General features: G+C 71.4%; 18 protein-coding genes and 3 tRNA genes. 7 read left to right on the forward strand and 14 right to left on the reverse strand.

The window, feature by feature from the left end:
- Nucleotides 1-895 precede the first annotated feature (895 nt).
- From IE134_RS05830 to IE134_RS05840, 3 genes are all read right to left on the reverse strand, one after another.
- The gene (locus tag IE134_RS05830; RefSeq protein ID WP_126931155.1) at nt 896-1,081 is read right to left on the reverse strand and encodes a hypothetical protein; all 186 of its coding nucleotides are present in this window, start codon (nt 1,079-1,081) and stop codon (nt 896-898) included.
- Between the two features lie 664 nt (nt 1,082-1,745).
- A tRNA-Arg gene (locus IE134_RS05835) sits at nt 1,746-1,818 on the reverse strand.
- Between the two features lie 226 nt (nt 1,819-2,044).
- Nucleotides 2,045-2,135: transfer RNA gene (locus IE134_RS05840), tRNA-Ser, on the reverse strand.
- Between the two features lie 300 nt (nt 2,136-2,435).
- Here IE134_RS05840 and IE134_RS05845 point away from each other — a divergent pair.
- Together IE134_RS05845 and IE134_RS05850 are read left to right on the forward strand one after the other, a co-directional pair.
- Nucleotides 2,436-3,011, forward strand: coding sequence for an SSI family serine proteinase inhibitor (locus IE134_RS05845; RefSeq protein WP_189429757.1), 576 nt, complete (start codon nt 2,436-2,438; stop codon nt 3,009-3,011).
- Nucleotides 3,012-3,358: 347 nt separating this feature from the next.
- On the forward strand, nt 3,359-7,498 hold the full coding sequence (locus IE134_RS05850; RefSeq protein ID WP_189429759.1) for a PAS domain-containing protein: 4,140 nt from the start codon (nt 3,359-3,361) through the stop codon (nt 7,496-7,498).
- Between the two features lie 104 nt (nt 7,499-7,602).
- Here IE134_RS05850 and IE134_RS05855 read toward each other — a convergent pair whose 3' ends face one another.
- The 8 genes from IE134_RS05855 to IE134_RS05890 all read right to left on the reverse strand — a co-directional run bounded on the left by IE134_RS05855 (nt 7,603) and on the right by IE134_RS05890 (nt 15,568).
- Nucleotides 7,603-9,255, reverse strand: coding sequence for a long-chain fatty acid--CoA ligase (locus tag IE134_RS05855; RefSeq protein ID WP_086673775.1), 1,653 nt, complete (start codon nt 9,253-9,255; stop codon nt 7,603-7,605).
- A 173-nt stretch (nt 9,256-9,428) separates the two neighbouring features.
- Nucleotides 9,429-9,992 carry a SigE family RNA polymerase sigma factor gene (locus IE134_RS05860; protein WP_030707270.1) on the reverse strand — a complete coding sequence of 188 codons (564 nt, stop codon included), beginning with the start codon at nt 9,990-9,992 and terminating at the stop codon, nt 9,429-9,431.
- Nucleotides 9,993-10,172: 180 nt separating this feature from the next.
- The gene (locus IE134_RS05865) at nt 10,173-11,339 is read right to left on the reverse strand and encodes a lipid-transfer protein (protein WP_189429762.1); all 1,167 of its coding nucleotides are present in this window, start codon (nt 11,337-11,339) and stop codon (nt 10,173-10,175) included.
- Nucleotides 11,336-11,764 carry a MaoC family dehydratase gene (locus tag IE134_RS05870; RefSeq protein ID WP_030707274.1) on the reverse strand — a complete coding sequence of 143 codons (429 nt, stop codon included), beginning with the start codon at nt 11,762-11,764 and terminating at the stop codon, nt 11,336-11,338. The genes IE134_RS05865 and IE134_RS05870 overlap by 4 nt, the downstream gene beginning before the upstream one ends.
- Nucleotides 11,761-12,828: an acyl-CoA dehydrogenase family protein gene (locus tag IE134_RS05875; RefSeq protein ID WP_189429763.1), complete on the reverse strand. Its 1,068-nt coding sequence runs from the start codon at nt 12,826-12,828 to the stop codon at nt 11,761-11,763. The genes IE134_RS05870 and IE134_RS05875 overlap by 4 nt, the downstream gene beginning before the upstream one ends.
- Nucleotide 12,829: 1 nt before the next feature.
- Nucleotides 12,830-13,834, reverse strand: a complete 1,005-nt coding sequence (locus IE134_RS05880) for a bifunctional MaoC family dehydratase N-terminal/OB-fold nucleic acid binding domain-containing protein (protein ID WP_030707278.1) — start codon at nt 13,832-13,834, stop codon at nt 12,830-12,832.
- Nucleotides 13,831-14,991 (reverse strand): acyl-CoA dehydrogenase family protein, encoded by a 1,161-nt coding sequence (locus IE134_RS05885; protein WP_126931160.1) that lies wholly within the window; start codon nt 14,989-14,991, stop codon nt 13,831-13,833. The genes IE134_RS05880 and IE134_RS05885 overlap by 4 nt, the downstream gene beginning before the upstream one ends.
- 262 nt (nt 14,992-15,253) lie before the next feature.
- A complete protein-coding gene (locus IE134_RS05890) occupies nt 15,254-15,568 on the reverse strand; it encodes a hypothetical protein (protein WP_010064866.1) in 315 nt (104 codons plus the stop codon).
- A gap of 346 nt (nt 15,569-15,914) precedes the next feature.
- Here IE134_RS05890 and IE134_RS05895 point away from each other — a divergent pair, with 346 nt between their 5' ends.
- Nucleotides 15,915-16,823 (forward strand): bifunctional DNA primase/polymerase, encoded by a 909-nt coding sequence (locus IE134_RS05895; RefSeq protein ID WP_189429765.1) that lies wholly within the window; start codon nt 15,915-15,917, stop codon nt 16,821-16,823.
- Between the two features lie 241 nt (nt 16,824-17,064).
- Nucleotides 17,065-20,037, forward strand: a complete 2,973-nt coding sequence (locus IE134_RS05900; RefSeq protein ID WP_189429767.1) for a 3-keto-alpha-glucoside-1,2-lyase-like domain-containing protein — start codon at nt 17,065-17,067, stop codon at nt 20,035-20,037.
- 82 nt (nt 20,038-20,119) lie between these two features.
- Here the strand turns inward: IE134_RS05900 and IE134_RS05905 are convergent, their stop codons facing one another.
- Nucleotides 20,120-20,467 (reverse strand): PRC-barrel domain containing protein, encoded by a 348-nt coding sequence (locus IE134_RS05905; RefSeq protein ID WP_189429945.1) that lies wholly within the window; start codon nt 20,465-20,467, stop codon nt 20,120-20,122.
- A gap of 179 nt (nt 20,468-20,646) precedes the next feature.
- Here IE134_RS05905 and IE134_RS05910 point away from each other — a divergent pair, with 179 nt between their 5' ends.
- Nucleotides 20,647-20,799: a hypothetical protein gene (locus IE134_RS05910; protein ID WP_189429770.1), complete on the forward strand. Its 153-nt coding sequence runs from the start codon at nt 20,647-20,649 to the stop codon at nt 20,797-20,799.
- Between the two features lie 31 nt (nt 20,800-20,830).
- Nucleotides 20,831-21,133, forward strand: a complete 303-nt coding sequence (locus IE134_RS05915; protein WP_189429955.1) for an RNA-binding protein — start codon at nt 20,831-20,833, stop codon at nt 21,131-21,133.
- 86 nt (nt 21,134-21,219) lie between these two features.
- Here the strand turns inward: IE134_RS05915 and IE134_RS05920 are convergent, their stop codons facing one another.
- Nucleotides 21,220-21,873, reverse strand: a complete 654-nt coding sequence (locus IE134_RS05920) for a DsbA family protein (protein WP_229823348.1) — start codon at nt 21,871-21,873, stop codon at nt 21,220-21,222.
- A gap of 250 nt (nt 21,874-22,123) precedes the next feature.
- Between IE134_RS05920 and IE134_RS05925 the strand changes: the two genes are divergently transcribed.
- Nucleotides 22,124-22,945, forward strand: coding sequence for an aminoglycoside phosphotransferase (locus IE134_RS05925; RefSeq protein ID WP_189429772.1), 822 nt, complete (start codon nt 22,124-22,126; stop codon nt 22,943-22,945).
- A 67-nt stretch (nt 22,946-23,012) separates the two neighbouring features.
- Here the strand turns inward: IE134_RS05925 and IE134_RS05930 are convergent.
- A tRNA-Ser gene (locus IE134_RS05930) sits at nt 23,013-23,102 on the reverse strand.
- Nucleotides 23,103-23,175: the final 73 nt, after the last annotated feature.

The following is a 23,175-nucleotide window of genomic DNA, read 5'->3' on the forward strand; positions in this document are numbered from 1 at the left end:
GTTGCCCGTGTTGCGGTAACTCGCTGCTGCGCCGCAGCTCGTCATCGCCCTGTTCCGCGCAGGTCTGAACGCTGAGATATCGGCTCGCGTGTCAGTGGCGACAGCTAGGGTCGGTGCCGCGCGGTCGGCGACGAGGAATCCAACTCTGAAGTGCAGCTGCATCCCTGACTCTGTCCGGGGGTGGTCCGGTATCCAACCCGTGGCCCAACCGACGACCAGGCCTTGTTGATGGCCGAGGAGAAGCCTGTCTGCGCCGGCCTCGCACGATCTTGAAAACCGTCGTGGCAGCGACACCGCCGGGTTGACGCACTTACCGCACTTCGCTGCTGGACACTCCTGAAACGCCAGGGGCCCCAAATCTTACTGGAGCCCCTGGCTTGCTGTGCAGCCGCTTCATGACCCAGGAGGGGCGTCCCTGGACGAGGACGGTTGCTGTGGTTGCGGTACTTCGGTCCTGTACCGCGCTCCCCTGCGCCCCCGACCCTGTCGCACTTGTCGGTATACGTCGATGCTCGCGACCAAGAACATGGCCCCGGCGGCAAGCGCCCACAGCGCGGAACTTCCCGAGCTGTACAACCGCAGCCCCTGAACCAGGAGATAGACCGAGGTGATCAAACCGATGCAAGGCATCGCCTTGTCCAACAGACCGCCCTCTTTCAGCGGATTCTTCATGCTCGCCCCCCCAAGGAGACCGGCAATGTACCGCGCGGGTGGCGTGTGGCGACCCCGGGGGCGAGTCAATGGGGCCGGGCGCCGCCCCATCCAATGACGGCAGCGCCTGCGTTGTGCCGAGCCATGAGGTTCGGCCTCATCCTTATCAGGCCGATACGCTTCTGTCGGTGTCAGCTGCTGGTCTCATCCGCTCCATGCAGCCTTGAGCGATGCACCACTCCGGTCAATCGTCGGACGACTGCCACCAGTTCAGCGGCTCTGCGTCCGGTCCGAACACGTTGCTGAAACCCCACTCGACCAGCACGCTCAGGTCTGTTGCCCACAGGTCCATCACGGCCTCGACCGCGGGGAATCCGGCAGCAGCCGGCACCGTCACCACGATGAACCGCCGGTCGGCGGGCGCCTCCACCAGGCCGCCCAGGGGAACGAAGGCGCTGGTGAGGGATTCCAGCGACTCGGCGTCGAAGGGTGGCTGGCCGAATGCTTGGATACAAAGGTTCGGGCCTCGGCGCTCAACCTGGAACAGGCCGTCGGCGTCGACTTCAGCAAGTCCCCGGCCGCACAGCCCTCGACCATGCCAGGGCTACCCGTCAGTTCATAGCTGCCGGAAGCGACAGCCCTGGCAGGAAGCGTCTCGAACACTGGCTTCCCGGAACCGGCAAAGCCGGCGCGGAGCGCCACGTGGCAGTGGTTGGAGGGTGCGGGGCTCCCGATGTTCATTTCAGCATCCTCCCGCAGTGGGCGCGGATCGATCCATGACTACCGGACCGGACGATGTGCCCTGCGTCCCCCAAGCCGTTCCCTTGGGATCACCTGGCTGACCGACCGTTCCGCCGCCCACGTGCGGCAGCGCAAGCGGTTCGCCGGCTGCAGCGCGGGCCACACGTTCTTCCACGCCGAGGTCGCGATCTGCAAGGTCAGCCGCGACGATCAGATCGACCTCCTGGCCGATGCCACACGTCTGGCCCTTGAAGGGGAAGACCCCGATGGCCACCACGGTGGCTGTTACTTCGCTGCTGTACGGGCAACGCGAGAGGCCCCCGGGATTTCTCCTGGGGGCCTCTGGCCTGCTGTGCACTCGGCAGGATTCGAACCTGCAACCTTCTGATCCGTAGTCAGATGCTCTATCCGTTAAGCTACGAGTGCTTGGCGTTCCGGGCTTTTTCTTCCCGGTCGGCGTTGCGAGAACAACATTACATGACCTGCGCCGTGACGCGAAATCCATTAGTCGTACCGCTGCTGACCTGCGGAAACAGCCTCGCGGGACCTATCTCAGCCAGTCCCCCGAACAGGCCGGCCGCGCCCTCCCGCCCCTCCCTCCCCCCGGAACGACCGAAGCCCCGCGCCAGGGGCACGGGGCTTCGGGATGGAGCGGAGGCGGAGGGATTTGAACCCTCGATGGGCTTTAAGACCCAAACCGCATTAGCAGTGCGGCGCCATAGACCGGACTAGGCGACGCCTCCTCCACACTCCTCGCGCGGACGCGAGTGGTGCGTGCAGATGATGACACAGTCGAGCGTCGTGCCACCAATCGCCGCCAACGTTACTAGGCCTCCGGGGGGCAGGGCAAAGCAGTTCGGCGTGGTGGCGCAACGTCCGGGCGCGGTGCGCGTTAGAGAGGGGTGGGGGCCTCGGGTCTCCGTCAGTCGTCCAGTCGTCGTCGCCCGTTCGTCGTCCGCCGGCGGGGCGCCGGGGCGGGTCCGCGATCCGTCCGTGACCGTCGCCCGTGGCCGGCCCCGCCGCAGAGATCCTGGAGCTTTCGCATGCTGCGCCGTCTCGCCCTCTCCGCCGTCGTCCCGCTCGCCGTCCTCGCCGCCGCCGTGCCGGCGTCCACCGCCACCGCCTCCGGGGCCGCGTCCTCCGGGCCGGTGCCCTCGGCCGCGCCGACCTCCGGACCGTTCGCCGCCGCCCGGCCCGCCCTCGGCCCGCTGCCCATGCCCCTCCCGCTGCCCGGGTTCCTGGACGACGGGGAGGGGACGGGGGCCGGTGAGGCCGACGAGACGCGGACGCGGCTCACCGTGAGCGTGGAGAACACCGGGATCCCGGGGGCCGACGGCACGTTCGAGCTGGAGTGCGGGCCCACCGGGGGCACCCACCCGGAGGGGCAGGCCGCCTGTGACCGGCTGGCGGAGGCCGGGGCCACCCGGGCCGGGCGGCAGGAGCTGTTCCGAGAGACCCCCGAGGGCACGATGTGCACGATGATCCACGGCGGCGACGCCTTCGCCCGCATCGTCGGCACCTGGGAGGGCCGGGCCGTGGACACCACCGCCAGCCGTCGCGACGGCTGCGAGATCGCCCGCTGGAACAGCCTCGTGCCGGTGCTCCCGGATGTCCGGTAGCCCCGTGACCGGTGAGCCCGTCGACGGCCGGCCCCTCGGCCGCCGGCCGTCGGCTGCGTGAAGAGGACGGCGGAGGACGTTCGCAACGGCGAAGAGGCGCGGCCCTTCCCAGGGCCCGGAAAGGCCCGCCCCGCCCCGCGTCCGCGCACGTCACAGGGTGTGCGGACGCTCACGGCATGGGCCCCTGGCGTACACCGCGCGCACAGAACCTTGGTGAGAGCTCCCCCTCATCCGCCGCCCCCGGGGCCTCCCCTGGCCTTAGACTCCTCCAGTGACAGTCTGCGGCCCGAGGGGCAAGATGGGGCCCGCTGTCGGCAAGGTGCGGTAATCAGGGAGGAAGCGTCGTCGTGAGCAGCAGGCCATCCCGAGGCACTGCTCGCCTCGCAGCCATACTCGATGCCCTTCCTGACGGGCTTCTGCTCGTCAATTGCAATGGCACGGTCGTCAACGCCAACGCCATCGCCCTCGAAATGTTCGAGACGCCGGGCACCGCGCTCGTCGGTCGCGGACTGCTCGATCTGCTGCCGGAGTTCGACTCCAAGCTGATCCCGGGGTCGATGCGACGGCCCGAGGCTGCGGACGAGCAGGGCAGGACCAAGCCCACGCGGATGACCGCGCGGCGCACCGACGGCCACGAGTATCCGGTCGAGGTCACCAGCGCGAGCCTCGACAGCGGACAGGCCGCGTACAACGACATCCACTCCAGCTACACCGGCGACGAGCTCCTCATGATCGTCGTACGCGATCTCTCCGGCACCGTCGACACCGAGGCCGAGCTGGCCCGTTCGCAGCGGCAGACCGAGATGATCCTGCGGGCCGCGTCCGAAGGCGTCGTCGGTACGGACACCGACGGGCGCGTCGTCCTCGTCAACCCCGCCGCCGCGCAGATCCTCGGCTTCCGGGCCAGCGACCTCGGCGGCCAGGAGCTGCACCCGCTGATCCTGCACTCGCGGGCGGAGGGCGAGCCGTTCCCGTACGAGGACTCCCCGCTCGCCGACACCCTCAAGTCCGGGCGCAAGCACCGGGTGCGCGGGCAGGTGCTGTGGTCCAAGAGCGGCGACCGGGTGCCGGTGGACCTGACGACCGCGCCGGTACGCGACGGGGACCAGCTCGTCGGCGCGGTGATGACGTTCACCGACCGCCGGCCGCACGAGGAGCTGTCCGCCCAGCACAAGAACGTCGTCGCCGAGCTGACCACGAGCCACTCCGCCGAGGTCACCGCGCTCAAGGAGGCGCACGCCAAGGAGCTGGAGTCGCTGAAGGAGGCGCACGCCGCCGAGCTCGCCGACCGCAGCGAGCGGTACGCCGCCGAGATCGAGGGCCAGGCCGAGCTGCTCGCCTCCCTGGGCGCCCAGCACGCCCAGCTCACCGCCGTCCTCGGAGGTTCGCTGCGCGGGCCCCTGGAGGAGCTGCGCGGCGAGCTGTCCGCGCTCGCCTCCGACCCGGCCGGTCAGCTGTGGCCCGAGGCCAACCAGATCCTGCACCACCTCGCCGCCGGGTACGCCCGGATGACCACCCTCGTCGACAACGTCCTCGGCTACCAGCGCCTCGACGCGGGGGTGGAGGGGCTGCACAAGGCCCCCGCCCTGGTCGAGGGGATCGTGAAGGGCGGCATCGACGGGGCGGTCGAGCTGATCGGCCCCGGGCGCGCCCAGTTCGCCGTGCACGCCCCGCCGATCGAGGCCGAGGTCGACGCGCGCCGGCTCGCGACCGCCATCGCCCATCTCGTCGCGGACGTCTGCGGGGTCGACTCGACCGGCAAGACCCGGGCCGTCCCCGGAGGCGGCTACGTCGACTCCACCGTGGTCGTGGCCGCCGCCCAGCGCGGTGACGTCGTCCGCATCGAGGTGCGTGGCCCGTTCGCCGGGGGCGACCCGGTGCACGAGCCGATCGTCCGCGGCATCGTCCAGGCCCACGGCGGGGTCCTCCAGACCCACGAGATGCCCGGAATGAGCGGCAGCGCGTACGTCCTCGACGTGCCCATCGGCGCGGCGTCCGGCACGATCGCGCCCCCGGAGCCGGACGGGAACGGCCTGTCGCCCGAGCCCGCCGCCCCGATGTCCTCGTCGTCGCCGGAAGGCATCGGAGCGCCGGGCGTCACCAGCGGCGGCCGGCGCCGGGCGCGCAGGTCCTCCACCGACGCGTTCCTGGACAGCCCGGCCGGTACGCCGGAGAGCGCGGGTGACGGCACAGCGGCCGAGGCTCCCGCTGCTCCCGTCGCCGACGACCGGCCCGTCGCCGAGCCGACCGGGCGTCGGCGCGCGCGCCGCGGACCGGCCGCACCCGAGGAGCAGCAGGCCCCCGAGCTGATCCCGGCCCAGCAGGGCGAGGGCTCCGGGCGACGGCGCGGCCGTCCCAGCCCCGCCGAGGCGGCCCTGGACACCGCTCCCGTGACGGGCGCCGGTACCACCGGGAACGCCGTGCGGGAGCCGCAGCCGCAGCGCCAGGCGCTGGCCCTGACCTCCGGCCCGTCCGGGCCCTCGGAGGGGGCGGTCGTCACCGCGGCCGAGAACGCCCAGGGCGGCGGCCGTCCGCAGCTCGGGCAGACCGTTCCGCCCCAGGGCGTCCCGGTCGACCCGCAGCAGCCCGTTCCGCCCAGCGGCCGGCGAGCCCGTCGGGAGGGCGAGCCCGCCGCCCTGCCCGCCCTCACGTCCGGCAATGGCAACGGCAACGGCGGACACCCGGACCCGGCCCAGCAGCCGGGCGGCCGGCGAGCCCGGCGCGCGCTGGCCGCCGCCCAGGAGCGCACCGCGGCGGACGCCGGTCCGCGTACCGCCTTCGCCCTGCCGCCCGCCGACGCGGACCGGGCGCCGGTGGTCCCCGACGCCCCGGTGAGCCCCATCGCTCCGGTGGGCCCCGACGACGCGAGCGCCCATCACGCGCGTACGGCACCGGAGGCCGGCCACACTCCTCCGCAGGCGCACCCGGACGGCCCGGCGCACCACCTCCCGCAGACGGACGCGACCTCCGGGCAGGGGATCCCGGGGCAGGGCGTTTCCGGGACGGACACCTCCGGGAACGGCCTCCCGCAGGGTCCGGCGCCGACAGCGGGACAGGGCCCGGAGACCGGCTCCTGGGGCGACAGCTGGCACCACGAGCAGACCGGGCAGACCGGGCACACCACCGGCGTCGCCGTCACCGGCCCCGGGGCGCACCCGGCCGACGGTGACCCCGGCGTTCCGGCCCCGGACGCGCGGCGGCAGCCGCTGCCCGCCGAGGAGCCGATGCCGGAGGGCACCAACCCCGACTCGACGCAGGGGAGGGCCTTCAGCGTGCGCACGCTGGGCCAGGGCGTGCCGTTCGCCCAGCACCTCGCGCATCAGCAGAACCAGCCGCACCAGAGTCTTGGTGGGGCCGGCCGGCGTCGCAAGCTCGCCGCCCCGCCGGAGGGCGACCGCACCCCGGGCCAGCAGGCCGCGGCGCAGCAGGACCGCCGGGGCGCGCAGCCGACGTCGGGAGCGACGCCTACGCCCGCTCCCGCGACGACGAACACGCCCACACCCCCGCCCGGAGCGCAGCAGAGCCAGTCCCCGGCCCAGCCCCACGGTCCGGCGCACGAGCTCGCCCAGCAGGGTCACACGGGTGGCAAGCCCGGCGCCGCCTACGGCGAGGGGCAGCTGCTCGCGCCGCCGGTGGCGGAGGGGCGTGCGTACGCCATAGGGGCGCCCGACGAGGGCGCCGAAGGTCCCGAGCCGCTGGACGGGCCCGGGGGCGCGGTCGAGGTCGCCAACCGGCCGCACCCGCACCCGGTCGACGACGAGCTGCCGCCCGAGCCGCTGGACAACCCGCGTCGGCTGCTGGTCTGGCCCGCCCCCGACGTACCGACCCAGCAGGCGCTGAGCGACCGGGGCTACCGTCCCGTGATCGTGAACTCCCGTGAGGAGGTCGACGCCCAGATCGCCGCGTTCCCCGCCGCGCTCTTCGTCGACCCGCTGACCGGTCCCATCACCCGTACCGCGTTGCAGTCGCTGCGCCAGGCGGCCGTCGCGGCCGAGGTCCCGGTGCTGGTCACCGCCGGTCTCGGGCAGGCGACCCGGGAAGCGGCGTACGGCGCGGACCCGGCCGTCCTCCTCAAGGCGCTGGCCCCGCGCGACAGCGAACAGCATCCCTCGCGGGTGCTCCTGATCGAGGAGCACGAGGAGATCGCGGTGGCGCTCACGCAGACCCTGGAGCGGCGCGGGATGCAGGTGGCGCGCGCCGCGACGGACAGCGAGGCCGTGGACCTGGCGGGCCGGATGCGGCCGAACCTCGTGGTGATGGACCTGATGCAGGTACGCCGTCGGCGCGCCGGAATCGTCGACTGGCTGCGGGCCAACGGACAGCTGAACCGCACCCCGCTGGTCGTCTACACCTCGGCCGGGATGGACCAGGCGGAGCTGCCGCGGCTCGGATCGGGTGAAACCGTTCTCTTCCTGGCGGAACGGTCGACCAGCGACGAGGTCCAGTCCCGGATCGTCGACCTGCTGGCGAAGATCGGCACCAACTGAGCATCCGCGTACTGCAGAACAGGGCGGGGGCGGTACGGAATTCCGTACCGCCCCCGCCCTGTTTCACGTGAAACCAGAGGTGGAGCCACAGGTGGAGCGGAGGCTCAGAGCTGGGTGACGTCCAGCTCCCCCTCCGCGTACTGCCTGCGGATCACCTTCTTGTCGAACTTGCCCACGCTCGTCTTCGGCACGGCGGGGATCACCGACCAGCGCTCCGGCAGCTGCCACTTGGCGATGCCCGACTCGGCGAGGAACGCCTTCAGCGCCTCGTAGTCGACGTTGGCGGCGCCCTCCTTGAGGACGACGGTCGCGAGCGGCCGCTCGCCCCACTTCTCGTCCGGTACGGCGACGACGGCCGCCTCCGCGACGTCCGGGTGGGCCATCAGCGCGTTCTCCAGCTCGACGCTGGAGATCCATTCGCCGCCCGACTTGATGACGTCCTTGGCCCGGTCGGTGAGGGTGAGGAAGCCGTCGGTGCTGATCACGCCGACGTCGCCGGTCTTCAGCCAGCCGTCCTCGCTGAACTTGTCCTCGGGGCGCAGGTGCTCACCGTTGGACCCGCCGTAGTAGGCGGCGGCGATCCAGGGTCCCCGGACCTCCAGCTCACCGGCCGACTCGCCGTCCCACGGGAGGTGTTCGCCGCCGGGGCCGACCAGCCGCGCCTCGACTCCGGCGGGGAAGCGGCCCTGGGTGACCCGGTAGGGCCACTGCTCCTCGTCGCTCAGGCCGGCGGGCGGGTGGGCCATGGTGCCCAGCGGCGAGGTCTCCGTCATGCCCCAGGCGTGGCAGAGCCGGACGCCGAGCTTGTCGTACGCCTCCATCAGCGAGGGCGGGCAGGCCGCGCCGCCGATGGTCACGTTGGCCATGGAGGTGAGGTCGCGGGGGTTGGCGGTGACCTCGGCGAGCAGGCCCTGCCAGATGGTGGGGACCGCGGCCGCGTGCGTGGGGCGCTCGCGCTCGATCATGTCGGCGAGCGGCGCGGGCTGGAGGAAGCGGTCCGGCATGAGCATGTTGACGCCGCTCATGAACGTGGCGTGCGGCAGGCCCCAGGCGTTCACATGGAACTGGGGCACGACGACGAGGGTGGTGTCCTTGTCGGTCAGCCCCATCGACTCGGTCATGTTGACCTGCATCGAGTGCAGGTAGATCGACCGGTGCGAGTAGACGACGCCCTTGGGGTCGCCCGTGGTGCCGGAGGTGTAACACATGGCGGCGGCCTGGCGTTCGTCCAGCTCGGGCCAGTCGTACGTGGTGGAGCGGCCCGCGATCAGCTCCTCGTACTCGTGCACGCGGGGCGTGATCCCGGCGAGGGCGGACCGGTCGCCGGGCCCGGCCACGACGACGTGCTCGATGCTCGGCAGGTGGGGCAGCAGCGGCACGAGGAGCGGCAGCAGCGAACCGTTGACGATCACCGCCTTGTCGTCCGCGTGGTTGACGATCCAGGCGAGCTGCTCGGGCGGCAGCCGGAGGTTGAGGGTGTGGAGCACGGCGCCCATGGAGGGGATGGCGAGGTAGGCCTCGACATGCTCCGCGTTGTTCCACATGAGCGTGGCGACGCGCTGGTCGCCGTCGATGCCCAGCTCGTCGCGGAGCGCGTTGGCCAGCTGGGTGGCGCGGGCGCCGATCTCGGCGAAGGTACGGCGGTGCGGCTCGGGTTCGCCGGTCCAGGTCGTGACCTGCGACTTCCCGTGAATCGTCATCCCGTGGTGGAGGATGCGGGTGACAGTCAGCGGTACGTCCTGCATGGTGCTCAGCACGGCGTCCTCCCGGTGGGCGCTACGCGGCAGTAGGGTTCCGCTGATTCTGCGCACATACCACGCGGTATGTCACTACTCGCGGGAGAAAATTCCTGACCGGGGCGTTGCGGGAGACTTTTCCGTGATCGTGAACCTGGGGGCCGAAGAACCGGACCGACGCCACCGGACCGGCGTCAGCGGACCGGTGTCAGCTCCGGGTCCTCGCGGAGCTTGCCGAGGGCGCGGGAGACGGCGCTCTTGACCGTACCGATCGACACGCCGAGGACCTCCGCCGTCTGGGCCTCGCTCAGGTCCTCGTAGTAGCGCAGGACGACCATCGCGCGCTGGCGGTCCGGGAGCTTGAGCACCGCGCGCCACATCGCGTCGTGCAGCGACTGCTGCTCGGCGGGGTCGGGTGCCGGGGCGGCCTCCCGCTCGGGCAGTTCCTCGCAGGCGAACTCGTCGATCTTGCGCTTGCGCCACTGCGAGGTGCGGGTGTTCAGCAGGGCCCGGCGGACGTAGCCGTCCAGCGCCCGGTGGTCCTCGATTCGCTCCCACGCCACGTACGTCTTGGCGAGCGCGGTCTGCAGCAGGTCCTCCGCGTCGCACGGGTTCGCGGTGAGCGAGCGCGCGGTACGCAGCAGGACCGGCCCCCGGGCCCGTACGTACGAGGAGAACGACGCGTAGGGCGCGTGGGGGTGGTGTCCGGCGGTGGCGGAGGCCGCCCTGGAGGCGCCCGTGCAGACTGGCGTGGTCATGTACTCCACGCTAGGAGCGGGCACCGCCGAAGGGATCGGCCCCAGGTCCCGAAGCGCTGTCCGCCTCAGGTTGTAGGGGGCGTCCACCCTGAACCTCCTGAAGGTGGACGGGCCTTCCCACCTCCGTCAGGGTCCACCCCCGAGAGCCCCCGGGAGCAGCCCGGGCCCGGGCGGTTCCGCTCAGCCGTCCGCGCCGAGGACCAGGCCCGACGTCGGAACGCCCGTACCGGCCGTGACCAGGGATCTCACCGCGCCCGCCACCTGGTTCACCGAGGTGCCCCGGATCTGCCGGACGGCCTCCGCGATGCCGTTCATCCCATGGAGGTACGCCTCCCCCAGCTGACCCCCGTGGGTGTTCAGGGGCAGGGCGTCCGCCGCGACGAAGTCACCCGCCTCCCCCGGCCCGCAGAAGCCGAACTCCTCCAACTGCATCAGGACGAACGGGGTGAAATGGTCATAGAGGATGCCCACATTGATGTCGGCCGGGGACAGTCCGGAGCTGCGCCAGAGCTGCCGGGCGACGACGGCGGTCTCCGGCAGGCCGGTGAGCCCGTCCCGGTAGAAGCTCGTCATCTGCTCCTGCGACCGGCCCGCACCCTGTGCCGCCGCGACGACGACGGCGGGCGGCCGGGGCAGATCGCGGGCCCGCTCCACGCTGGTGACGACGAGGGCCTGGCCGCCGTCGGTCTCCTGGCAGCAGTCCAGCAGCCGCAGCGGCTCCACGATCCAGCGGGACGCGGCGTGGTCGGCGAGCGTGATGGGCTTCCCGTGGAAGTACGCCGCCGGGTTCCGCGCCGCGTGCCGCCGGTCGACCACCGCCACATGCCCGAAGACCTCCGGGTCGAGGCCGTAGGTGTGCAGGTAGCGCTGGGCCGCCATCGCCACCCAGGAGGCGGGGGTGAGCAGCCCGTACGGCAGGTTCCAGCCGAGCGCCGCGCCCTCGGCGGTGGGCTCGCGCCGCTGGACGCCGGAGCCGAAGCGGCGGCCGGAGCGTTCGTTGAAGGCCCGGTAGCAGACGACGACGTCCGCGATGCCGCTCGCCACCGCGAGGGCGGCCTGCTGCACGGTGGCGCAGGCCGCGCCGCCGCCGTAGTGGATCCGGGAGAAGAACGACAGCTCGCCGATCCCGGCCGCCTGGGCGACGGTGATCTCGGGGCTGGTGTCCATGGTGAAGGTGACGAGCCCGTCCACGTCGGCGGGGGTGAGGCCGGCGTCGTCGAGGGCGGCGCGGACGGCCTCGACGGCCAGCTTCAGTTCGCTGCGGCCGGAGTCCTTGGAGAACTCGGTGGCGCCGATGCCGACGATCGCGGCCTTCCCGCCGAGCGAGTCGGCTCTGCGGATGCTCATGTTCCGGACCTCTTCGGGCTCGGGCCGGGGAGGGCGATGGTGACCGTGCCGGTGACGTGGCGGCCAATGCCGTTGTCGCCGGTGACCTGAACGACGGCTTCGGCCGGTTCGCCTGCGGCCACTTCGGTGATCCGTCCGGTCAACCGCATCACGTCACCCGGGTAGTTGGGCGCGCCGAGCCGGATCGCGACCTTGCGGAGGACGGCGGTGGGGCCGAAGTGGTCGGTGAGGTAGCGGCCGACGAGCCCGTTGGTGGTGAGGATGTTCATGAAGATGTCGGGGGAGCCCTTCTCCCGGGCCAGCTCCGCGTCGTGGTGGACGTCCTGGTAGTCGCGCGAGGCGATGGCCCCGGCGACGATCAGGGTCCGGGTCACCGGGATGTCCAGGGGCGGAAGCTCGTCGCCGACGCGGTACGCCCGCGTCATGACGCATCTCCCTGAGCGCTGTCCGCCAGCAACAGGCCCAGCTCCTCCAGGACTTCGCTGCCGCTGCCGAGGTACGCGTCGAGCTGGCGGCCCCAGAGGAAGTGCCGGTGGACCGGATGGTCGAGGTCGGCCCCGGTGCCGCCGTGCAGGTGCTGGCCCGCGTGGACGACCCGCTTGCCCGCCTCCGAGGCCCACCAGGCGGCGGTCAACGCCTGTTCTCCAGACGCTAGTTGCTGGTCGTGACGCCAGGCCGCCTCGTACGCGGTGACCCGGATCGCCTCGGTGTCCATGTGGGCGTCGGCGGCGCGGAGCAGGACGCCCTGGTTGGTCGAGAGCGGCCGCCCGAACTGCTCGCGGGTGACGGTGTGGTGGACCGCGCGGGCGAGCGAGCCCGCGCACACCCCGGCCTGAAGCCCGGCGAAGGCGGTACGGGCGGTGGCCAGGACGGCCGCATACGCCTCCGGCCCGTTCCCCAGCCGCTCCCCGCGTACGCCGTCGAGAACCAGCCGCCCCGCGGACCAGGGCGCGGTCGTCTCGACGGGTTCGACGGTCACGCCGGGCGCGCACCCCTCAGCGCCGGGCGCGCTCGCCTCCACGATCCACAGGGCCAGGTCCGTGTCCGCCACCAGCACGTGGGTGGCGTCGCGCAGCCACGGAACCCAGGGCACGGCCCCGTACAGCGCATCGTCCTCCGCCAGGTGCACGCGGCCCCGCGCCGGGAACGCGCCCGTCGCCACCGCCGTACCGTCGCGCAGCCCCGGCAGCAGGCGCTCAAGCTGCTCCGCCGTACCGTGCTCGGCGACCGCGAGCAGCCCGTACACGCAGGTGACCGCGAACGGGACCTGGGCGGTGGTCCGGCCCTGCTCCTCCAGGAGGAGGACGAGCCCGAGCAGCCCGATGTCCTCGACGGCGGCGGGCAGCCCCGCCGCGCACAGCTCCTTCCACAGCTCGGCGTCCGTGCCCGTACCGGCCGCTGTCAGCCGCTCGTGCGTGGACAGGTCGCCGAAGATCCGCGCGGCCAGTCCCCGCGCGGCGGACTGCTCCTCGCTCGGGGTGAAGTCCATCTCAACCGCCTTCGCTCGCCCGGAAGACCGGCAGTTCGAGGTCGGGGTCCGTACGGAGGAATTCCAGCTGTACGGGCATGCCGACGCGGACCTTGTCGTACGGCACACCGATGACGTTGCTGACGATGCGGACGCCCTCGGCCAGTTCGACCAGTGCGACGGCGTACGGTCCGCCCTCGCCGTCCGGGGCGAAGGCCGGGAACGACGGGTGGTGCATGACGACATGGCTGAAGACCGTGCCCTCCCCGCACGCCTCGACCGTGTCCCACTCCGCGCCGCCGCAGGCGTTGCAGCCGGGCAGCCAGGGCAGGCGGAGGGTCGCGCAGTCGGTGCAGCGCTGGATGAGGAGGCGGTGTTCGGCGACCCCGGCCCAGAAACCGGCGTTGTCGCGGTTGATCACGGGGCGAGGGCGGCGCGCCGGCTCGGCGTCCTTGTTCCGCTGAGCGGGGCGGTACTTGAGGATGCGGAAGCGGTGCGTCCCGGCGCGTTCGCCGTCGGCGTGCACGTCCGTGCGGGTGGTGACGAAGTAGCCGGTGCCGAGCTTGGTCGTCTTGCGCGGGGAGACGGACTCGATGACCGTGCCGAAGGTGATCCGGTCGCCGGGCCGGAGCGGCCGCGGGTATTCCTGCTCGCAGTCGGTCGCCACGACGGAGGTGTACCCGGCGCCGTCGAGCAGCGCGAACATCTCGTCGTACGCGGCGGAGCGACCCGTGCCGTCCGTGTGCCCGGAGAGCCCGCCCATCGTCCAGGCCTGGAGCATCGTCGGCGGGGCGACGGCGTCCGGGCCCCGGTAGGCGGGCGAGGTGTCGCCCATCGCCTCGCACCAGTGCCGGATCATCGGCTCGTTGACGGGGTCCTTGCCGCGCCCGGCGGTGGCCGCGGCACGGCCTTCGTAGGCGCGGAGCTGCGCGTACAGCTCATCGCGCTCGGCGTTCTCGGACGTTTCGGCGCCCGGGCGTGGGGCGTCGGCGCCCGTCCGGCGGCCTTCGGCTCCCGCCCCGCTCATCGCCTGCCCCGGATCATCCCGAGCCCGGCCGTCGCGACGATCTCGCGCTGCACCTCGCCGACACCGCCCCCGAAGGTGTTGATCTGGGCCGCCCGGTTCATCCGCTCCAGCTCACCGCCCGGCCCGAAACACCCGGGCGACCCGCCCCGGAGCAGGGCGGTCTCGCCGACTGCCTCCTGGCACATCCGGTAGACTTCGACCGCGCTCTCCGTGCCCGCGAACTTCACCCCGCTCGCCTCGCCGGGGGCGGGTGCGCCGGAGCCGACGGCATCGACCAGACGCCAGTTCAGCAGGCGCGTCGCCGCGAGCCGGGCGTACGCCTCCGCGAGCCGGGCGCGCACCCACGGTTCGTCGATCCGGCGGCGCCCGGTCGCGGGGTCGGGGGTGCGGGCGTGGGCGAGGGCCTGCTCGTAGAAGTCCTCGGCCTGCATCCCGATCGCGGCCAGGGCGACGCGTTCGTGGTTGAGCTGGCTGGTGATGAGCTTCCAGCCGCCGTTCTCCTCGCCGACGAGGTTCGTGGCCGGGACGCGTACGCCGTCGTAGTAGGTGGCGGTGGTGGTGACCCCGCCCACGGTGGGGATCGGCGTCCAGGAGAAGCCCGGGGAGTCCGTGGGCACGAGGATGATCGAGATACCGCGGTGCTTGGGGGCCTCGGGGTCCGTCCGGCAGGCGAGCCAGATCCAGTCCGCCTGCTGGGCGTTGCTGGTGAAGATCTTCTGGCCGTCGATGACCCAGTCGTCGCCGTCCCGCACCGCGCGGGTCCGCAGGGCCGCCAGGTCCGTACCGGCCTCGGGCTCGCTGTAGCCGATCGCGAAGACGAGGTCGCCGCCGAGGATCCGGGGCAGGAAGTACGCCTTCTGTTCCTCGGTGCCGTACGCCATCAGGGTCGGGCCGACGGTGTTGAGCGTGACCATGGAGACGGGGGCGCCGGCCCGGTATGCCTCGTCGAAGAAGACGAACTGCTCGTCGGGGCCGCGGCCCTGCCCGCCGTACGCCTCGGGCCACCCGAGCCCGAGCAGCCCGTCGGCACCGATCCGCCGGAGCAGCCGCCGCTGCTCCTCGTTCCCCACTGCGGCCTCGCCGCCCATCAAGGTACGGAAGTACGAACGGAGTTCGACACGAAGTCGCTGCTGGCGTTCCGTAGGAGCGAGATGCACGAAGGGGCCTCCAGAGCTGCGGACAGGTCAACGGCCAGAACGCAGCTGCCCGACATCACGACGACGCTCCGACGACCGGCGACCGGCGACCGGCGACCGGCGACCCGCGCTCAACGCATCTGACTGTCCGTCAGATACCGAACCCCTGTCAAGACACGAGCAGCCCGCACGAAGACACCGAAGTGCCGCCGTACGGGCTGCCGTTCAGTCCGCCGGAACCCACCCCCCGGGAGGTACCGGCGACCGGTTCACCGGGGAACGATCACCAGAAGAAGGGCGTGAAGTTCACCGCGACGCTGTGGTCCGACTGGTCGATCGGCACGAAGGCCGAGTTGCTCACCTGGGCGGACGTGTTCTGGTTCGACGCACCGGCGCCGACGGCCTGCTGCTGGGTCGTGGACGAGTTGCCGGAGTTGTTGCCGCCGACACCGCTGCCGCCGATCGTCGCCACGGCCGCGTTCGATCCGTCGTTCGCGAAGGAGCCGTTGTCCGCCACGGCCACCCCGCCGCAGAGCGCGACGGTCAGGGGCAGAGCAGCGACGGCGGCGAGGACGCGAGCGGTACGGATACTTGCCATGTCATTTCCTCCAGAAAACGGAATTGCGGCTTCATCTTCGGCTGATTCCGGGGAAGTTGGCCGACCACCCCGGTGCTGTTCACAACGTCGCGAGACCAGAGTTGCCCAGCACATCCCCGGCGAATCCCTCGCCACCTCCCGATTCCCTCTCACGTATGACGAAGAGCGGATAAACCTCCTAAGCCGCAGAAAAGTCCAGGTCAGCGGGGTGACCGCGGCGACCCGTTGGCGCGCCGGGGAAGAAGCGTTCCGCCACCCACCCGCACCGGCCGCCCCCGAGCCGACCCACGCCCGCCCCCCGACCACCCCCCTTCCTTTCTTCGAACGCATGTACGAAACTCGTTCCATGGCCACCATCGACCGGCAGACCCCCACCCTGGCCCTCGCCCATGCCCTCGCCGCCGCCGGGCGGGGCCTCCCCGTCTTCCCCCTCTCCGCCACCAAGCTCCCCGCCCTGCGCTCCCCCCACCACGGCGAGCAGCCTCCCGCGCACTGCCGGGGCGAGTGCGGGCTGCCGGGCCACGGCGTGCACGACGCCACCACCGACCCCGCGGCCGTCCGCGCCCTCTTCGCCGCGGCGCCCCGAGCCACCGGCTACGGCATCGCCTGCGGACGCGCCCCGCACCGCCTCATCGGCATCGACCTGGACGTCGACCCGGCGTACGGCAGCGACGCGGCGGGCGCACTGCGGCAGCTGGCCCTCCAGCACCTGTTCACGATCCCGCCGACGGTCACGGTGCTCACCCCGAGCGGCGGCCGCCACCTCTGGCTGACCGGCCCCGCCGACGCGACGGTCCCCAACTCCGCCGGCCGCCTCGCCCCCGGCATCGACATCCGCGGCAGCGGCGGCTACCTGGTCGGCCCCGGCTCGGTCACCGCCCACGGCCGCTACCGCCTGGCCCCCGGCACCGCCCACCTCACCCCGGCCCCGTGCCCCCGCGCCCTGCTCCGCCTCCTCACCCAGCCCCGCCGCCCGCCCACGACCACCAGGGGCGCGACCCTCACCCCCACCCCGGACCGCCGGGGCGAAGGCCTGATCCAGTTCGTGCTGGCAGCGCACGAGGGCCAGCGCAACACCCGCCTGTTCTGGGCGGCCTGCCGCGCGTACGAACACGGCTTCGGCGACGCCCTGGCCGACGCGCTCACCGCGGCCGCCGTCCGCACGGGCCTGCCGGAACACGAGGCCCGCGCCGCGATCGCCTCGGCGGCCCGGCTGACGTCGAGGCGCGGCGAGGAGACGAACGGCGCGGCCTGAAGGAGGACAATTGGACAGCGCTTTCTAAGCACAACAGACGGCGCCAAGAATCCCACTTCCGCAGCCCACATCAAGGGACAGGACCGAGCGAAGACGATCGATCACCCATCACCTCTACAACGATAAAATAGAAAGCGCTTGCAGACCTGTTGCCTTTCCTGCGAGGGCTGCCCTTCACTGTTGTGCGGCAGCCCGTCAGCCACCGACCGCCGGCTGCCTCGGCCCCCAAGGAGGCAGGCCCATGCGGCGCTTGGCCGTACTCGTCTCAGCCGTGTTCCTCTCCACCCTCGTCCAGGGGCAGGCCACCGCCGAGCCTCCCGACATACCGCCCCAGGAACCGGGCGTGACCATGCGGGTCTTCGACGTACAGATGGCGCTGGAGGACTTCTGCACGCTCAAGCCCGGACAGACGCCCAACGTCGACGAGCTGAAGCCGACGATCGACTGGACCACCGCCGATGACTTCGGGCTGAGCGGCAAGTTCGTCACCGAGGTCACCGCGAACCTGAACGTCGAGTCGGCCGGGACATACGACTTCCGCATCACCAGCGACGACGGATCCCGGCTGATCATCGACGGCACGCAGATCATCGACAACGGAGGCAAGCACGGCGCCCAGCCCAAGGAGGGCTCGGCCGAGCTGACCGAGGGCCACCACGCACTGCGCATCGACCACTGGGACGGCGAGTACGACCAGCGCCTCCTGCTGGAGTGGCGGCCACCCGGTTCGGACGCGTACACCGTCGTCCCCACCTCGGTGCTGAGCACCGACGCCGACGTCACCCGGGTCACATCCCCGGGCCGGAAGCTGTGCGAGGGCATCGACGAGTCACCCGGCGACGGCCTGCCGCTGGCCGGGGTGCACCCCGACTACACGCTGACCGATCTGCGCCCCGACGGTTTCGAACCGCAGGTCACCGGCATGGACTGGCTGCCGGACGGCCGGCTGGCCGTCAGCACCTGGGGCGGCAGCAGGGAGAGCGAGCTCGGGCAGGTGTACCTGCTCGACAACGTCACCGGGAACACCGACCCGTCGAAGGTGACCAAGAAGCTGGTCGCCGAGGACCTGCTGGAGCCGATGGGCCTCAAGTACGTCGACGGCACGATCTACGTCTCCGAGAAGGACGGCCTGACCGCGCTGGTCGACAAGAACGGTGACGAGGTCACCGACGAGTACCGCCAGATCGCGACCTGGCCGTTCGGCGGCAACTACCACGAGTTCGCGTTCGGGCTGCTGTACGAGAAGGGGCACTTCTACGTCAGCACGGGCATCGCGATGGTTCCCGGGGGCGCGACCCAGGACCCGCAGAACGTGCCCAACCGCGGCTCCACCCTCAAGATCAACAAGAAGACCGGCAAGGTGTCGTACGTGGCCGGGGGCCTGCGCACCCCGAACGGCCTCGGCTGGGGCCCCGGGGGCGACATCTTCGCCACCGACAACCAGGGCGCGTACGTGCCGACGTCGAAGCTGGTGCGGATCAAGCAGGGCGCCTTCTACAACCACCACACCAACCCGGACGGCGTGTACGACGACCAGCCGGTGACCGAGCCCGTCCTCTGGCTGCCGCACGGCGAGATCTCCAACTCGCCGAGCAACCCCCTCCTCCTGCCCAAGGGCCCCTTCGCCGGGCAGATGGTCTTCGGCGACGTGACCTACGGCGGCCTCCAGCGGGCCTACCTGGAGAAGGTCGGCGGCGAGTACCAGGGCGCGGTGTTCCGGATGACGCAGGGCCTGGAGGCCGGGGTCAACCGGATCAGCCTCGGCCCGGACGGGGCGATCTACGCCGGCGGCATCGGCGACGCGGGGAACTGGGGCCAGGAGGGCAAGCTCAAGTTCGGCCTGCAGAAGCTCACGCTCACCGGCGACGAGGCCTTCGACATGCGCGCCATGCGGGCGGTCGCCGGCGGCTTCGAGATCGAGTACACGCAGCCGGTCTCCGCCGAGACCGCCGAAGATCTGGCCTCCAAGTACGACGCCCAGCAGTGGCGTTACGTGGCGACCCCGCGCTACGGCGGCCCGAAGGCCGACGAGGAGACCCTCGACGTCACCTCGGCGACGCTCTCCAAGGACCGTAAGACCGTGACCCTGAAGATGGACGGTCTGCGCCCCGGCCACGTGGTGCACGTACAGTCCCCGCGCCCCTTCGCCGCGGAGTCCGGGGCGGAGCTGTGGAGCACCGAGGCCTGGTACAGCCTGAACACGCTGCCCGACGGGTCGAAGCCGCCGCCGGTGTACGAGGCGGAGTCCGCGTCCCTGGCCGGCGGCACCAAGTTCAACGACAACCACTCCGGCTACTCCGGTACCGGCTTCATCGACAACAACTGGGAGCCGGGCTCCCGCACCACCTTCGCCGTACGCGCCGACAAGAAGGGGAAGCACGACCTGGCCCTGCGGTACGCGAACGGCCAGAACGCCGACCCGCAGCCCACTCCCCGGTCGATGACCCTGTACGTCAACGGCGAGCGGTGGAAGCAGATCTGGCTGAACTCCACCGTCGCCTGGAACACGTGGGCGACCCACACCGAATCGGTGCCGCTGCGGAAGGGCGCGAACACGATCACGTACGCCTACGAGCCCGAGGACGACGGCCATGTGAACCTCGACAACCTCACCGTCACCCCGACGAAGCGCACCACGCTCTTCGACGGCACGAACCTGGATGCCTGGGAGGCGAACGACGGCAGCCCGGCGAAGTGGCCGGTGGCGGAGGACGGCTCCATGGAATCCTTCGGCGGTGACATCCGTACGAAGGAGAAGTACGGCGACTTCCGGATGCACGCCGAGTGGTACCAGCCCCACTACTCGCCGGACGTCACCGGACAGGCCCGGGGCAACAGCGGGGTCTACATCCAGGAGCGGTACGAGCTCCAGATCCTGGAGTCCTTCGGAGTCGACGTACCGGCCACGAACGACGCCGGTTCGATCTACCTGCGCAAGGCCCCGGACACCAACGCGGCGAAGCCGTCCGGCAAGTGGCAGAGCTACGACATCGAGTTCCGGGCGGCGCGCTTCGACAGCGACGGCAAGAAGGTGGAGGACGCGCGGGTGACCCTCCGGTGGAACGGCAAGCTGGTCCACAGGGACGTCGCCATCGCGGGCCCGACGGGGGCGGGCCGCCCCGAGGGCCCCGCACCGGGTCACATCAAGCTGCAGGACCATGGGGACCCCGGTGAGAACCCGAGGTTCCGCAACATCTGGATCGAACGGCTCTGACAGACGGACCCGCGAAGCGGTGCGGCCCCCTCCCTCCGACGTCGGAGGGAGGGGGCCGCACCGCTGGGTTCCCCTTGCCGGTTCAGCCCCGCAGGGAGACGTAGTACGCCCCGACCTCGGCCAGATACCCGTGATCGGTCGTCTCACTGTCGGTGGTGAACCGGGGAGCCGACTTGACTTCCTCCCGGGACGCCGCGACCTTCACCTTCCGCTCCTCACCGTCCACGACGGTCACCGCCCCGGCCGGAATCAGCACGCTCCTGCCGAACTTCCACACCCCGGTGTCGACCACCAGGTGCTGCTTGCCGGGCTCGTCCTCCAGGCGCTCCACATGCCCGATGACCCCGTCGGTGGACTCCACGTCGAAGCCCACGAGCTCCTGCCCCCCGACGAAGCCACTGTCCCGCCCGAACGCCCACACATCGCCCACAGCCACGTCTCCTCACTCCCACCCGGCGACGCACGCCGGACACCTCACGACGCCTTACCGATCGCGTCACCGGGCTGATGCCCCGGTCCGGGCCCGCCAAGCAGCCCGACCGCATCGAAGAGGAGCGCTTCCCGTGTGTCCGGCAGGATGAACCCCCGGTCGGTGGAAGGAGGCGCGGGGTGGGGTACGACGTGCAGGCGGTCGTCGCGGGCGACGAGGTACTGCGGATCGCGTCGCGGGAGCTTCCCGGATCCGCAGTGGTACGTCTCGGCCAAGGCCTGTCGATGATGCCGATGACCGATGAGCTCTTCGGGGGAGTCGGCAAGCATTGAGGTCGAACGATCTCCCTGACACGATGGACTCGTGACCGAGTACGCCAGGCCCGATGGCCCCTCCTCCGACGACTGCCGGGAGTGGTCAGCAACCAAGGCTGCTCTTCCCGTGGGCACTCGGATCACGGGCCAGGTCATCATCCGCCGGCACTTCGGGGTTTTCCTTCGCATCGTCGGTGCGCCGAACGCGCTCGGGATGGCAGACATCGGCTCCATGCCACCCCATGCACGTCTTCCAGCGCTGGGAGCTCAGGTCAGTGGCGAGGTTGTCTCGCACACCGAGCACAACAGGCAGGTGAGGATCAGGCTCGGTGAATGGAACGATCACTTCTGAGTCGGTCAGCGGCGCGTGCCCCGCACATGCCCGGACGGCCGGGCAGCCCCAACTCGAAGGCGACCTGAACTCGTCCTGGTATGAATCTAGTTGCGCACCGAGGCCAGAAGCGCGGCGAACGACTCCCTCTCGAAGAGCCAGTTGTGCCGGTCACCCTCGACCTTCGTGCCGTTGATGGCAACCGTGGGGGTGCCGGGGCCGCGGGGGTCGTCACCACCGGCGGCCTCGTAGGCCTTCTGCGAAGCGGTGACGAAGTCCTCGTACTTCATCGTCGTCACGGCGGAGTCGAACGTCTCGCCCCGCAGCCCCTCGACCTGGTCGGCGAGTTTCAGGAGTGAGGCCGTGGTGTAGCCGCCCGCGAGTTCGTTCACGACCATGTTCTCGAAGATCACGGCGTGGTACTCCGTGAACTTGCCCGCGTCCAGGGCCGCGCGCAGGGCGTTGACCGCCCTCTTCGATCCGTCGCCGCCGACGCGGTCGTCCCTGAAGGACGCGAGGGTGTACTCGGTCTTGGCCTCACGGCGCAGCGTCATCTCGCGTAGCGCCGGGGCGCCGGTCGCCTCGAACTCCTCGAACTCCTCGACGACGGGACAGCGTGGGTCCTCGTACAGCCGAACCGTGGTTGCCGCGGCCGGGTCGCCCACCACGACAGTCGTGCCGTCCGCAGCCAGTTCCTCCGGCAGCTCCCCGACCCCCGCGTAGGCCGGAGGCGCAGGTGCGCCACCGCCTGCTCCATCCATGGACTGCCCCCTCGGGGCGCATCCCGCCATCATGAGCACAGCCAGTGCGGCCACGATGGTGACTGCCGATCGTCTTACGTCTCCCACTTGCGGATCCCCTCCCCTTGATCGCGCAGACTGTAGTAGCTCTAGGTCACGAATCTCCCAGCAATTACGGCCGTCGGCCCGAGGACCTTCACCGCCGCAACAAGGCTCCCCGCAGCGGCTCTTCTGCTCGCGGGTCACCCGGGTCGTGGAAGAGTGAAGCCCTATGGCGACCACCCGCATCGGCCTCGACCGACTGCCGCCCGCCGCCCGCGCCGCCATCGAGCAGCACACCGGCCCCCTCCTCACAGTCAAGGAGACAACCGAGGGCTTCAACAGCGAGATCGCGGAACGCGTCACCTCCGCCACAGGCACCTGGCACATCAAGGGCCTGCGCACCGACCACCCCCGCGCCTGGACCCAGCGCCGCGAAGCCGCCGTCGCCCCCTTCCACACCGGCCTGGCCCCCGCCCTCCGCTGGCGCGTCGAGACCGACGGCTGGGACCTCCTCGGCTTCGAAGCCCTCGACGGCCACCACACCGACTACGCCCCCGGCTCCCCCGACCTCCCCGAAGTCGCCGCCCTCCTGCGCCGCCTCGGCAAGACCCCCTGCCCCGGCATCGAACTGCGCCACGCCGAACAACGCCTGGCGAACTACGCCACCCACCCCGACGACCTCCACCACTTCGCCGGGCCCCATCTCCTCCACACCGACCTGAACCACACCAACGTCCTGGTCGACGACCACGCTCCCCAGGGCGATCGGGCCCGCCTGGTCGACTGGGCCTGGGCGACCCGCGGCGCGGTGTGGCTCGACGCCGGCTACTGGGTCATCTGGCTCATCGCCGCCGGACACACCCCCGCATCCGCCGAGCACTGGGCCGCCGAGATCCCCTCCTGGCACACCGCCCCCGCCGAAGGCATCACCGCCTTCGCCGCCGCCAACGCGAACGTGTGGGCCGAGATCAGCAACGCCGACCCCGCCCCGTGGACCATGCGCCTCACGGCGGCCTCCGAGGCCTGGCGTACACACCGGATGAGCCGCTAGTGGCGCCCCTTCCCCCGTGCGACGCGAACGGCCCCCGACCGAAACTCCTGGTCGGGGGCCGTACACCTGGCGGTGGGTGTGGGATTTGAACCCACGGTGACATCGCTGCCACGACGGTTTTCAAGACCGTTCCCTTAGGCCGCTCGGGCAACCCACCCCGCGTCGGCCCGCCCGGTCGCTGTGCAAGCCGATGGGCCGTCAGGCCCGCGAGGGGCCGGTTCGACGCGTGG

The organism is Streptomyces rubiginosohelvolus (assembly GCF_014649875.1).
Lineage (GTDB): Bacteria > Actinomycetota > Actinomycetes > Streptomycetales > Streptomycetaceae > Streptomyces > Streptomyces rubiginosohelvolus.